The following is a 12,150-nucleotide window of genomic DNA, read 5'->3' as shown; positions in this document are numbered from 1 at the left end:
GACCCACTTCGACTCCATCCCGAACTCGATTGTGAAACATTGCAGCGGCGAAGATAGTGAGGGGGTTGCCCCTCGTCAAAATAGCTCGATGCCAGGTCTTAATATCAAACAAACCCCCTTAACCTAAAGGTTAAGGGGGTTTGTTTGTGGAAAGCCAGGTGATTTTTCAGTAGAAACATTTAGTAGTGCGGCTGATAGCATTGGGCATCTTGAGATGAGCAAAATGCTTATCTAGTTAGAGGCAAAGCGATGGCAAGTACGGGTCTTAATAAGTGGGTGGTCAGTGGTAATCTGGCAGCGGATGCTGAAATCAAGACGGTGACGTTGAAAAGCGGTGCAAAAGCAGATGTGGCTCAGGCTACTCTCTATGTTCGTGGGGTGCGAAACCGTGAGGAATCGTTTACGGTTTCGCTGAGTATCTGGGAGAAGTCTGTGGCTTGGCGGAAGCTGCCCTATTTGAGAAAGGGGTCGCTGATTATTTGTACGGGTAGTGTTGAGCCTAATCCATTTATCTCTAAGGTAGATAATAGTCCTAAGGCTGGGCTGAAGATGACCGTATTGGATATTGACTTAGACATTATCCGCAATATGGAAGAGCAGCTAGATGAAGCTGTGACGGAAGAGCCTCAGCTAGTTGAGACGGCCTAAACTTTTCTGTATTCCTCAGCCGCTGATTGACTGTAAAAGCCTGGCTGACTACTAGCCGGGCTTTTCTTTTGGCTTGTTTGGCTTTGCCTGAGGGGTGGTTTCTCTGAGACTAGGCTTTTAGTCTTGGTAGTTTTTGCTGATGATGAAGCGGCCTTTCATGCTGATAGTAATTGCTTGATTGCGCTGACTAATCGTGCATTTTGCTCGGAGGTGCCCACTGTAATTCGCAGTTTGTTATCTAGCGCTGGCTCGTTAAAATAGCGAATCATAATCTGCTGCGCTTTTAAGCTTTTGTATAGAAACTGAGCAGTGTCATGTGGTGGCTGCACCAGCAGAAAATTGGTGTGAGATGGCCATACGCGGAAGGCCATCGTTTGTAATTCCGCTGAGAGCTGCTCTCGGGCTGAAACAACTTTTTGGGTGATCGCATCCTTATACGCTTGATCTAGAATAGCCGCTGTCCCTAACCGCAGGGCGATCGCATCTACGTTATAGCTGTCTTTGATTTTGAGCAGCCCCTTTAACAACGCGGGCTGAGCGCAGCCGAAGCCCAACCTCAGCCCCGCTAGTGCATACCCTTTAGAGAGTGTCCGCAGCACGATCACATTGGGGAAGGCTCGTACCAGATCTAGAGCCGTCTGACCGGCAAAATCTACATAGGCTTCGTCGATTGCCAGGACGCCGGAGAGTCCTTGAGCTAGCAATCTCAGATCTGCCAGCGGTACGATATGCCCTGAAGGACTGTTAGGTGAGGCAATTAACGTCACTGCTGCCTGCGCTGCCAAGAGTTTTTGCACCGGTAGCTGCCAGTTGGGACCATACGGAATTTCGATAGTGCTAGCAGGTTGAATTGCCGCTAGCGTTCTGTAGAGCACGTAAGTTGGCGTGGGATAGGCCAGCGGTCTGTGGTGGCCCGCCGCGCAAGATCGCACCAGCAGCGTTAGCAAGTCGTCGCTGCCATTGCCAGCAATAACCCAGTCGGTAGGTACATCAAGGGTTTTGCCGACCACCTGACAAAAATCTTGTGCACGGGGATCAGGGTAGCGGCGCAGCAGTTCGCCGCTGATTTCAGCTAGCGCTGCCATCACTTTGGGTGAAGGTGGATAGGGATTTTCGTTGGAATTAAGCTTGAGCACGCCCGCGTTTAAAGGGGGCCATTCGCCTGGTTCGTAGCCCTGCATCGCCGCTACGTCAGGGCGAAACCAGTTTGTTTGTGTCGTCATTTAAGGGATCGTCCGAACAGACAGTTTTATTCAATATCTGTTGTAAAAGGTAGCCGCATGTAAACGTTGTTAGGATCGTTTAAGGTCTCTAGCAGGGTAAATTCTTCGCGCAGCTTGAGCAGTTCGTCGGTTAATGGATCTTTATTCCAGGGCAGGCGAGTGGCGATCTCTGCGCCAAATAAGCTGTCTATTAACTGTTCTTCTAGAGAGAGCGGTTTGGGAAATTCGTTTACCTGATAGTCTTCTATCTCGGCCGTCTCGGCGGCTAGGGCGATCGCATCTTCTAATCCGCCCAGTTCATCTACCAGGTTAGCGGCGATCGCATCTTCTCCTGTCCAAACCCGGCCTTGAGCGACCTGGCTGACCCGCGATTTAGGAATGTCTCGCCCTGTGGCGACGATACTCATAAAGCGGTCGTACAGTGTATCTACGTAGCTCTGCTGAATCTTGAGTTCAGCTTCAGACTGTGGTCGAGCAACGGTTTGCATGTCCGCAAACCGAGCGGTCTTGACCACGTCCCAGGTGATGCCGTTCTCGTTGGCAATTTCTTGAAAGTTAAGCAACAGGCCAAAGACGCCAATAGAACCGGTAATGGTGGTGGGCGAGGCGAGGATTTTGGCCCCTGGCGCTGAGATCATGTAGCCGCCCGAGGCCGCGTAGTCTCCCATGGAAACAATGGTTGGCTTGACTGCAGCCAGCAGCGTCATCTCATTGGCGATGACTTCAGAGGCGATCGCGCTACCGCCCGGACTGTTGACCCGCAGCACAACTGCTTTGATATCCTTGTCCCGACGCACTTTGCGCAGCGTTGCAGCTAAACCTTCAGAAGTAATAGAGCCGGGTGCGATCTCGTCGCCCATGACAATGTTGCCTGCAGCATACACGATCGCCACCGTATCGCCCTGTTCCCTACTGCGATCACTGGCTACACTTTGCGCATAGTCGGCGAGCGCCGTTTGCGGAAAAACGTCTTCGTCTTCGTCAGTGTAAGCTTCTGCCTCGATATCTTCGGTTTCGGTGCCCGTGAGCGTCTTTAACTCTGTTAGCACCTCGTCGTAAAATCCTAACCGGTCCACTAGGCCGGTCGAAAGTGCCAGATCGGACTGGATCAGGCCGCCCTCATCGGCAAGTGTTTGAAGCTGCTCGGGTGTGACGGCGCGATCGCCTGCCACCGTTTGTAAGAAATCTTTCCAAAGATTGCCGATCAGCGCTTCAGTCTGCTGTTTTGACTCCGGGCTGCTGCTCGACCTGATGAAGGGCTCTACTGCCGACTTATAGCGACCTACTCGCAGTACCTGCACGCCAATGCCGTACTTTTGCAGCGCGTTGGCTAGAAATTGAGTTTCCGAGCGAAATCCATTGATCTTCATCGTCCCTACCGGGGCCAGTACCAGGTTGTCGGCCACTGAAGTCAGATAGTAATCTTGCTCACTAAAGCCGGTATTGTAAGCCCAAATCGGTTTGCCAGAGGCTTTAAAGTCGCTCAGCGCCTGACGAACCTCTTTCAATGTGGCCAGCCCTTCGTTAGGCGTTCCCTTCAGGTAGATGCCCGAAATTCTGTCGTCTTCGGCAGCCGCCGCGATCGCCTCCAGCGTGCTGTATAGCGATATCGAGCGCTCCGCCCCATACGCTTTAAACAATGAGCCCACGGCTGATGGCACCCCATCGACAATATCGGTAGATAGGTCAAACACCAGCACTGATTTATCTTCAATCTCTACTTCTGACTCGGCGCTAGTAGAGGAGAGCAGTACGCCCACCAACCCGAAAGCGCCAATGCCTAACAGCAGCAGCAGACTAAACAGCCCTACTAAAGTGCCTACTGCGCTCGCCGCCGCAACTTTGAAAAAATCTCGCATCGGTTACTGGTTTACCTGCTGAAGAATGAGGTTTGAACTGGACTAAATCTAAGGTAGCGCCCTAGCCGCCAGGTGGTGACACTTTCAAGTCAGCTTGCCGGCAGCGCAGGGCATAGAATTCCATCCTGACGCAGCTCAGAGAGCGACGCGCAGCCCGTACAAAATAGAACCGTCACTATCTCTGCGATCAGCGCCTCACATAGCTCAGCGATCGCCGCTTCAGACTGGCTGGCCGCCTGGAGAAACGGCAGTGCCATGCCTGCTAGATCTGCCCCTAGCGCCAGCGCCTTTGTCGCATCTAAGCCATTGCGCAATCCACCTGAGGCAATCAGTGGTACCGCTGTGCTACTTCCTGGTGCACTAGAGAGTGCCCGAATGCCGATAATACACTCTGCTGTGGGAATGCCCCAATCTGCGAACGTATTGCCCAGCCGTCGCTGTTTAGCGTCTTTAGCCCGCTCGCTCTCTACCCGTGCCCAGGAAGTGCCGCCTGCCCCCGCTACATCAATGGCGGCGACACCACTCTCTATCAGCCGCTGGGCCATCGCTGCCGAAATGCCGTTGCCGACTTCTTTCGCAACGACCGGGACGGGCAAGGCTTTCACCAACTGCTCGATTTTGGCAAAGAGCCCCTTGAAGTTAACATCGCCTTCGGTCTGTACGGCTTCTTGCAGCGGATTGAGATGTAAAATCAGAGCGTCAGCTTCTAGCCAATCGACCGCTTTTTGGCATTGTGATAGGCCGTAGTCATAGTTCAGCTGCACCGCGCCCAGGTTAGCAAATATCAGAGCATCGGGCGCGTACTGCCGCACCGCAAACGTCGCTGTTAGATCGGGATTTTCGACGGCGACTCGCTGAGAGCCCACACCTATAGCCAGGCCGTAGCGTTGTGCTGTTTGTGCCAGTCGCTGGTTGATCAGGCGGGCTTGCTCAGTGCCTCCCGTCATTGACGAGATGAGCAAGGGTGTGGCGATCGCTTTGCCTAAAAATGTGGTGGAAATATCAATCTCGCTGCGGTTGAGTTCTGGCAGGCAGCAGTGTGTAAACCGATAGCGCTCCAGACCGTTGGTGATACGGTGGCTCTGGACATCTTCTTCCAGACAGACGCGCAGATGGTCTGCTTTTCGGGTCTGGGTGTTGAGTGCGCCGTTATTCGCTGAGGTATTCACTGGGACAGAAGGGGAAGGTCTCAAAGCTAATTTCTCGCGTTTGCCTAAGGATGGCGCGTCAGCAGAATTTTAAATTTACCGCAATCTCAAGGGCAGGATGACGGCGATCGCACATATCGTAAGGTAGCTCGCTGGGAGGATCAGCAGGGATCAGCCTGCCTGAGTCAGCTCGACCCCGTCTCGTTGGTCGGTCGCCCAGAGAAAGACCCGCACCGATTCGTCACTGGCGGTGGGCAACTGCTTACCGACAAAGTCGGGATGGACGGGCACCTGGCGATGTCCCCGGTCGATTAAGACGGCTAGCCGAATGATATCGGGCCGACCATAGTCATGAACGGCGTTGAGTGCCGCGCGTACTGTTCGCCCGCTGTAGATAACATCGTCTATTAAGACAACGTTTTTACCGGCTAAGTCGAAAGGGATTTCGGTTTTAGCGGGGGTACGCGCACCGATTTGGTCGAGATCGTCGCGGTAGAAGGTGATATCGAGTGCGCCTGTGGGTATCTCGATGGTTTCTAACCGCTGTATTTGTTCGGCGATCGCCTCGGCTAAAGGGACCCCTCGGGTGCGGATACCCAACAGCACTAGATTGCTCAGGTCGGCTGTACGCTCAACAATTTCTGAGGCGAGCCGATTCAGCGTGCGGCGAATCTCATCAGCAGAAAGAATATTGACAATTTTTTCAGCCATCAGTTTTTAACCCGCGCGTAAAACGTCAGCGAAGTGAAAATTATCGCTTAAATAGGGGTGAAACGCTGCATTCCTATACGCATTCATGGCCTTTATAAATAGGCCAGCTGAATAAGGAAGGCGTTTAGAAAAGTGAAGCCGGTTTAGATTGCCAGCAGCAGGCAAACGCCCGCAGTCAACCCAAGCAAAAAGCTCCAGCGAGTTAGCCGTAGCGCCTGGTAGATCACGACTGCCGTGATCGGTCGGGTATCATCGCCTAGCTTCGGCTTAATCTTGAGCTGGCCTCGGTAGACATTAGCTCCGCCGAGCTGAACGCCGAGCGCGGCGGCATAGGCGCATTCACTCCAGCCCGCATTGGGACTGGGGTCGGCGTCTGCATCTCGCCGACAAATCTTTAAAACATGGCCTGGTCTGCCTGAGAGCAGCGCTATAGTGAGCACGCTTAGGCGACAGGGCAACCAGGTGAGACCATCTTCTAGTCGAGCGCTGAACCAGCCCAGATCGGTATAAGGTGCTTCCCGGTAGCCCACCATAGAATCTAGTGTGCTGGCAGCTTTGTAGGCGATCGCCAGCGGCCCAGCTATCCCCATTAGCGCGCCTAGCAGGGCATAAAATAGAGGAGCCAGCACTCCATCAATCGCATTTTCGCTGACAGTCTCTAGCACCGCTCGGTAAATTTCTGCGGCTGAGAGCTGATCGGTATCTCGACCGACATAGTACTTGAGGCGATCTCTAGCACCAGTCAAGTCATCCTCAGCTAACGGCTGTAAGACCTCTTCAGCCGCCCGCCGCAAACTGCGCCCTGCCAGACAGCTCGCTAGTAATATCACCTCTGCCGCTCGCGCTAGCCAGGGTGAGATCAGGCTCAATGCCTGTAATCCGGCCCAGCTTAGCAGTCCGCTGCCGCCAATTAGCAGACAGGCAAGCATCGCCCCTGCCAGCTTCATCGGTTTGGCCGGTAGCCGGGCCGCGATCAGCTTTTGACTGCAAGCGCTGATCACCTTACCCATAGCTTGTACGGGGTGAGGCCAGGCCCAAGGATCACCGACCGCAAAGTCTAACCCGGCAGCGGCTATTAAGACAGCCACGCCCGCTAACGAATCGGAAAATCCGTCCCACCCAGACCACAAATCAGACCACAAAGCTAGCCCCTTCGCCCTGAGCGGCTTGCCAGCTGCGAGCGTCGTAATAGAGGTCTTCTAGCGTAATGCTGTAGAAGGCTTCTCTGAGCTTTTGCTGTAGCCGCTGCCACAGCATAGAGGTCACCCAGTCTTCGGCTTGCTGGGGCGCTATCGTCTGGGCCAAAGGGGTGACCGATTCGCCGACGGCCTCTAATATTTGGCCGAGAAAGATCTGAGCGGCTGGTCTAGCTAGCCGGTAGCCGCCGTGGGCCCCGCGAACTGAGGTGATGATGTGCGATCGCCGCAGCTCAATCAAAAGCTTTTCTAGATAGGGCGCAGGTAAGTGCTGCCGGGCGGCGATCGCACTGACCGAAGACAGACTCCCGGCTGGCTGCAGGCTCAAATCTAACAGAGCTTTAACACTATAGTGGCCGCGAGTCGTAAGCTTCATAAAGGCTAGAGGTGTCGAATTCGCAGTTTGCTGAAAGCGGTGAAACCGAAATCTCTCGAAATATTTTTCTAGCTCAAGTTTAACCCTTAAAACTAAGCTTCAATCTGAGAAAAATAAAGGCGCTGCAAAAACAACTTCAAGATGTTTGATGGCTGATAATGTTAGTTGATACAAGTTAGACAAGCAGTTCTTCGTCAGCGTCTAGGAGATTTTTCTGATATATTTACTCCGGTTTAGAAGTATGCTTTTATATTAAAAACCCAGACTGATAAAAAGTCCCAATCAAGAATATGCGAATGGCAACTGCTGCGCCCAGCGCTTGATAATCGCATTGTACTCATCTTTATAATCTATACCGAATCACAGAGCCAAGATATAGCTTTGACTACTGATTGCCTCTGTCACTTGATATCTATCGTCAGTCTAGAGAGTGGAATGAATGGTTAACGACCCAGACAAAGACGCCCTGAAAGGCAAAGCGCTGCTCAAGAAGGTGAAAGAGCTAGAGCACCTCAGTCGTGAGGAGAAAGCTAAGACCTGCGGATACTATACCGTCACCAAAAGAGGTGTCACCCGCGTCAATATGATGAAGTTCCTCAATGCGCTGATTGAGGCCGAGGGTATTCAAATTGACAGCACTCAGAGTGGCAATGGCAGGGGTGGCCGCAGCGCTAGCTATCGTATTACTGTGCAATCTAACGGTAACCTGCTGATTGGTTCGGCCTATACCAAGCTGATGGGCCTAAAGCCGGGCGACGAGTTTGAGATTTCGTTAGGGCGCAAGCACATTCATTTAAAGCAGCTAGGCGGCGGTGATGAAGAGATAGAAGATAGCTAACGTAGCTCTACGGTGAGTATTAAGCTGAGATTTTATTTGGGTATCAGCTAACTGGCTGAATCTTGCAAATCAGTGATGTGAGGTCAGCTGCCCGGCTATCTTTAAAGCCGCAGATGCTGTTGTCCTGCTGCTGTAATATCGGTCAGTTTGTCGGCTAGAATTTTCTATTTTTTGCCGATATGCCTAAACTTCAGACACATGCTTTTTGATGGCTGCCGTAAGGTGGTACGGTATAGCCAACCTGTCTACGGTGGATCGGTGTCGCATTTAGGCCCGCTGCTATGAGTTTGCCAATTGTTATAGAGATTGCCGTCGGACTCATTTTTATCTACTTGACTTTGAGTCTGGTTGCCAGCGAAATTCAAGAGATTTTGAGTGCGCTGTTTCAATGGCGAGCCGAGCATTTGAAACGCTCTATTGAGCAATTACTGGCCGGTAATAGTACTCGCGCTGAAGGCAAAGAGCGGGGTCAAAATCGGCAGGCGGCTAAGACGCTAGCCGACCGGCTATACGACAGTCCGCTGATTTCAAATTTGAATTACGAAGCCCAGGGACGGCTGGCAAGCTGGTTGCGCAGCGGGCTACATGCGATTGGCGCTGTCTATCGTATTTTGACTTTTAGCCGCAATGTGTTTGGCAACAAAACCAGCGGCCCTTCTTATATTCCGGCTGAGACGTTTGCAACTAGCTTGATCGAGCGGCTGCGGCTGGAAGAATTTCAGCAGGTGCTGGTGCGATCGCGCTTTAACCAGTTTATTCAGACTGAGGTGCAGCTGCCGCTACACAATACGGTCTCTGAGCTGCGTGCCCAGGTCGGTGACGAGACTCTGCTACGCGCCGAAATGGACTATTTCGACCAGGAGCTAGCGCAGGTTACAGCCGATCTTAATGCCCGTCGCGTCAGCTTGGAAGCCGCGCTAAACCAGATCTTGAGCCAGCTACAGGCGTTTGAGACGATGGCGACCGAAGTGCCGCTGTCCGATGCGGCGATCGCTCAGTCATTTTTGCGTCGGGTTCGCTATCTGCGCAATCGGCTGCTGAGTGGGCATGAGCAAAATGCACTGCTGACCCGGCTGCGGCCCACGCTTGGCGATTTGGCAGCGCTGCTAGACCCCGATAGCCCGACCTATGCCGAGCTGGTAGAGCTCGCTCAAAGAGAAGGCGGCGCAGTGTGGGGAGCCTTAGAAAAGCTGCAGCAGGAAGTGATTCCGCCTGAATTGGGTATGAGCTTGGCAACGTTAGCTAGCCGAGCAGAAGCGCGCGTGCAGACGACAGGTAATGAGCTACAGCAGCTGCAAACTGAGCTAGAAGCCTGGTTTGATCGAGGCATGGAGCGGGCGAGCGGCGTCTATCGGCGCAATGTGAAGGGGGTCGGGTTGCTAATTGGGCTGGCGATCGCCTTTACCCTCAATGCCGATACGTTTTATATGTTTCAGCGGCTGAGTACTGACCAGGCCATTCGCAATAGCATTGTGCAAACGGCTGAGCAGCTAGAAGTGCGCGGCATTGACAGCCCTGAAGCGCTAGCCGAAGATCTCTCTATCGACGAGCTTTCAGAGCGCATAGAAGGAGATTTGCGCTTAGTCGGCGCGGCGGTCGGCGATATCTTAGCCGACTATCCCCTGCCAATTGGGCGGACTGAAGCTGTGATCACGGCGCAGCAAGCGGCTGAGGCCAACTGGCCCATTCCGCTGATTCCGCAGCGGCTGATCGGCTGGTTAATTACGGCCTTAGCCCTGTCGATGGGCGCAAGCTTCTGGTTTGATCTGTTGCGCAAAGTGATGTCGGTGCGGGCGTCGGGCGATCCGCCGAAGTCGTCGCCCAACGCTTGACGCGCTAAAGTCCTAAGTCCCAATTCCTAAGTCCCAATTCCTAAGTCATCTAGCTGACGCTATCTCGCCTGCTTATGCACATTTTGATCACTGGCGGCGCTGGCTTCTTGGGTCAGCGGCTCGCCCGGCAATTGCTCAAAGACTCCAGTTTGCGAACGCTGATCCTGACAGATTTGGTGCCGCCGCCCGTCCCTTTAGACGACGTGCGGGTGACCAGCATTCAGGCCAATCTCACCGATCCGCAGTCGGCGCAGCGGTTGGTTACGCCCAAAACGACGGCGGTCTATCATTTGGCGGCGGTGGTGAGCGCTCAGGCTGAGGCTAACTTTGATTTGGGAATGGCGGTTAACTGTGACGGTACGCGCCATTTATTAGAGGCGGTGCGACATCAGGCAGCGGGGGCGATGGTCATATTCGCCAGTTCGCTAGCGGTATTTGGTGGGGAGCTGCCAGCGGTGGTTTCTGATCAGACAGCGGTGATGCCGCAGTCGTCTTATGGCACGCAAAAGGCGATCGCTGAACTCCTCGTCAATGACTATACCCGTAAAGGCTTTATCGATGGCCGGGTATTGCGACTGCCGACGGTCTGCGTGAGACCGGGTAAGCCCAATGCGGCAGCGTCTTCTTTTGCCAGCAGTATTATTCGCGAGCCGCTTCAGGGCGAAACTGCCGTTTGCCCGGTTGATCTGAGTTTACCGCTGTGGCTTTCGAGTCCGGGCACGGTTACTAACAACTTGATCCACAGTTTAAGTCTCTCAGCCAATCTCTTTGCAGGCATCCGCGCGGTTAATCTGCCCGGTATCACCATCACTGTGCAGGAAATGATCGACGCGCTACGACGGGTTGCGGGTTCTGCTGCTGAAAAGATTCGGTATGAGCCTGATGAAGCTATCTCTCAGATTGTGGCGAGCTGGCCTAGCCGCTTTGAGGTTAGCCAGGCGCGGGCGTTAGGGTTTGAGGGCGATCGCAATTTTGACGACATCATTCGGGCTTTCATGACAGAAGCGCAATAGAGCGTAGGGCCATTCTACGTATTTATCAAGATTCGATGTGTTGGATAGTTGACGCCTTTGAATAGGGGTTGATACGCTACTGCTGACGCGATCGCGCACCGCCGCCGAAGCCGTCATGCTGGGTGAATTGGGAATTGAGACCGCCGCCAGCCAAGATGCAGATGTGCATGCCCTGGCGCTGACTGATGGCTCGCTGATCTATTGGTTTTTAGAGCAAATTCCGGTGGCATATTTTGAGCTGCTACGGCGACCATGCGGTGTATTTTTGCTATGTGCATGTGGGGGCTGAGGTGGTGCGGGTGGAGTTTCCCGCATGGGTGGTGAAAGATAACGAACTGCTCGATACGGCCTTGAGCCTAATGCTGGCCCCAAGAATGTTGGCACCTCGTTTAAGGAAGCGCGTAAGCGCGGGAGTATTGCTTGAGAGGCGATCGCCCTCGGCTTACCACTGGTGATCTACTTTGGTTTGATTGGCTAACGGCCTGCGGTTCACAGGCGGCAAGTCAAACATAACTCAACAGCAGCAGCATGTATCAACCGCACTGTGCAAGCGCTTGTTAGACATTGCAACCCATATATAATGAGAGCCATGCCAACAATTTTACGAATCGGCCCCTACCGCTTCTATTTTTATAGCCATGAGCCAAATGAGCCACCACACATACATATTGACCGCGATGCTTCATCAGCTAAGTTTTGGCTAGAACCCGTTAGCCTGGCTAGCAACATTGGTTTTAGCGCTAAAGAACTTCGGACATTGCAATCGATAATTCAGGAAAATCAGAAAAAACTATGGGAGGCTTGGTATGGGTATTTTGGCAATTCGGGCTGACGAGAGAGTTAAAAATGTCTACTTTACGGAAGAAACCATTAGCGTCGATTTGATGGATGGGCGAATAATCACTGTACCTATAGTTTGGTACCCAAGACTCCTTAATGCCACACCCGCTCAACGTTCAAATTGGGAAATTTGCGGTGGTGGTTATGGAATTCATTGGGATGAACTTGATGAGGATCTGAGTACAGAAGGGATGCTGCGAGGTGCACCGGCTCCGTCCTCAAGAAATTTGTGAGTTAATCGCAGCGGAATGTCTAACGACTACCCTATCAGGGACACGAGATTTAGTTAAAGCGTTGGCCAGTAGATTCTTTTGATTGTCTTTTGCATGGGTTGGTGAGACTAGAACTTGGATACTCAGAAAGATACAGGCAATAGCTCAATAACCGCTGGTAAGTAGCATTATTGAGGAAAGTAACGATGAGTGGTCAAAGGGCGAGAAATCTGTTGTAACAGAAGAATGAAAAG

12 protein-coding genes and 1 pseudogene are annotated in these 12,150 nt (G+C 52.8%); 7 read left to right on the top strand and 6 right to left on the bottom strand.

Annotated elements, in window-relative coordinates:
• Window positions 1-249 precede the first annotated feature (249 nt).
• Window positions 250-648 (top strand): single-stranded DNA-binding protein, encoded by a 399-nt coding sequence (locus CKL79_RS20965; RefSeq protein WP_121971493.1) that lies wholly within the window; start codon window positions 250-252, stop codon window positions 646-648.
• A gap of 155 nt (window positions 649-803) precedes the next feature.
• Here CKL79_RS20965 and hisC read toward each other — a convergent pair whose 3' ends face one another.
• The 6 genes from hisC to CKL79_RS20935 all read right to left on the bottom strand — a co-directional run bounded on the left by hisC (window position 804) and on the right by CKL79_RS20935 (window position 7,161).
• A complete protein-coding gene (gene hisC, locus CKL79_RS20960; RefSeq protein ID WP_121971492.1) occupies window positions 804-1,871 on the bottom strand; it encodes a histidinol-phosphate transaminase in 1,068 nt (355 codons plus the stop codon).
• A 26-nt stretch (window positions 1,872-1,897) separates the two neighbouring features.
• Entirely contained in the window at window positions 1,898-3,730 is a 1,833-nt protein-coding gene (gene sppA / locus CKL79_RS20955) for a signal peptide peptidase SppA (RefSeq protein WP_121971491.1), read from the bottom strand.
• Between the two features lie 89 nt (window positions 3,731-3,819).
• Window positions 3,820-4,899 carry a type 2 isopentenyl-diphosphate Delta-isomerase gene (fni, locus tag CKL79_RS20950; RefSeq protein ID WP_121971490.1) on the bottom strand — a complete coding sequence of 360 codons (1,080 nt, stop codon included), beginning with the start codon at window positions 4,897-4,899 and terminating at the stop codon, window positions 3,820-3,822.
• A 150-nt stretch (window positions 4,900-5,049) separates the two neighbouring features.
• The gene (gene pyrR, locus CKL79_RS20945; protein WP_121971489.1) at window positions 5,050-5,589 is read right to left on the bottom strand and encodes a bifunctional pyr operon transcriptional regulator/uracil phosphoribosyltransferase PyrR; all 540 of its coding nucleotides are present in this window, start codon (window positions 5,587-5,589) and stop codon (window positions 5,050-5,052) included.
• A 143-nt stretch (window positions 5,590-5,732) separates the two neighbouring features.
• Window positions 5,733-6,677, bottom strand: a complete 945-nt coding sequence (cbiB, locus tag CKL79_RS20940; protein ID WP_121971488.1) for an adenosylcobinamide-phosphate synthase CbiB — start codon at window positions 6,675-6,677, stop codon at window positions 5,733-5,735.
• A gap of 43 nt (window positions 6,678-6,720) precedes the next feature.
• The gene (locus CKL79_RS20935) at window positions 6,721-7,161 is read right to left on the bottom strand and encodes an Rrf2 family transcriptional regulator (protein WP_121971487.1); all 441 of its coding nucleotides are present in this window, start codon (window positions 7,159-7,161) and stop codon (window positions 6,721-6,723) included.
• A 439-nt stretch (window positions 7,162-7,600) separates the two neighbouring features.
• Here CKL79_RS20935 and CKL79_RS20930 point away from each other — a divergent pair, with 439 nt between their 5' ends.
• The 6 genes and pseudogenes from CKL79_RS20930 to CKL79_RS20905 all read left to right on the top strand — a co-directional run bounded on the left by CKL79_RS20930 (window position 7,601) and on the right by CKL79_RS20905 (window position 11,917).
• On the top strand, window positions 7,601-7,999 hold the full coding sequence (locus tag CKL79_RS20930) for an AbrB family transcriptional regulator (RefSeq protein WP_121971486.1): 399 nt from the start codon (window positions 7,601-7,603) through the stop codon (window positions 7,997-7,999).
• A gap of 281 nt (window positions 8,000-8,280) precedes the next feature.
• Entirely contained in the window at window positions 8,281-9,831 is a 1,551-nt protein-coding gene (locus CKL79_RS20925) for a hypothetical protein (RefSeq protein WP_121971485.1), read from the top strand.
• 74 nt (window positions 9,832-9,905) lie between these two features.
• Window positions 9,906-10,844, top strand: a complete 939-nt coding sequence (denD, locus tag CKL79_RS20920) for a D-erythronate dehydrogenase (protein WP_121971484.1) — start codon at window positions 9,906-9,908, stop codon at window positions 10,842-10,844.
• A gap of 230 nt (window positions 10,845-11,074) precedes the next feature.
• Window positions 11,075-11,268 (top strand): annotated as a pseudogene (locus tag CKL79_RS20915) (DNA double-strand break repair nuclease NurA); the annotation flags it as partial.
• Window positions 11,269-11,433: 165 nt separating this feature from the next.
• On the top strand, window positions 11,434-11,676 hold the full coding sequence (locus CKL79_RS20910) for a DUF4160 domain-containing protein (RefSeq protein ID WP_121971483.1): 243 nt from the start codon (window positions 11,434-11,436) through the stop codon (window positions 11,674-11,676).
• Window positions 11,651-11,917: a DUF2442 domain-containing protein gene (locus CKL79_RS20905; protein ID WP_121971482.1), complete on the top strand. Its 267-nt coding sequence runs from the start codon at window positions 11,651-11,653 to the stop codon at window positions 11,915-11,917. Before CKL79_RS20910 ends, CKL79_RS20905 begins: the two co-directional genes overlap by 26 nt.
• The last annotated feature ends 233 nt before the right edge of the window (window positions 11,918-12,150 follow it).

It is taken from the genome of Leptolyngbya sp. BC1307, assembly GCF_002286735.1.
Lineage (GTDB): Bacteria > Cyanobacteriota > Cyanobacteriia > Phormidesmidales > Phormidesmidaceae > Phormidesmis.
The sequence above is the reverse complement of the archived record's forward strand: the minus strand, read 5'-3'. Positions and strand labels throughout refer to the sequence as shown.

Bases quoted from the DNA above. Each gene is read 5' to 3' on its own strand.
- CKL79_RS20965 (WP_121971493.1), top strand. From the start codon at position 250: ATGGCAAGTACGGGTCTTAATAAGTGGGTGGTCAGTGGTAATCTGGCA.
- pyrR (WP_121971489.1), bottom strand. From the start codon at position 5,589: ATGGCTGAAAAAATTGTCAATATTCTTTCTGCTGATGAGATTCGCCGC.
- CKL79_RS20935 (WP_121971487.1), bottom strand. From the start codon at position 7,161: ATGAAGCTTACGACTCGCGGCCACTATAGTGTTAAAGCTCTGTTAGAT.
- CKL79_RS20910 (WP_121971483.1), top strand. From the start codon at position 11,434: ATGCCAACAATTTTACGAATCGGCCCCTACCGCTTCTATTTTTATAGC.
- hisC (WP_121971492.1), bottom strand. From the start codon at position 1,871: ATGACGACACAAACAAACTGGTTTCGCCCTGACGTAGCGGCGATGCAG.
- denD (WP_121971484.1), top strand. From the start codon at position 9,906: ATGCACATTTTGATCACTGGCGGCGCTGGCTTCTTGGGTCAGCGGCTC.
- CKL79_RS20905 (WP_121971482.1), top strand. From the start codon at position 11,651: ATGGGTATTTTGGCAATTCGGGCTGACGAGAGAGTTAAAAATGTCTAC.
- CKL79_RS20925 (WP_121971485.1), top strand. From the start codon at position 8,281: ATGAGTTTGCCAATTGTTATAGAGATTGCCGTCGGACTCATTTTTATC.
- sppA (WP_121971491.1), bottom strand. From the start codon at position 3,730: ATGCGAGATTTTTTCAAAGTTGCGGCGGCGAGCGCAGTAGGCACTTTA.
- CKL79_RS20930 (WP_121971486.1), top strand. From the start codon at position 7,601: ATGGTTAACGACCCAGACAAAGACGCCCTGAAAGGCAAAGCGCTGCTC.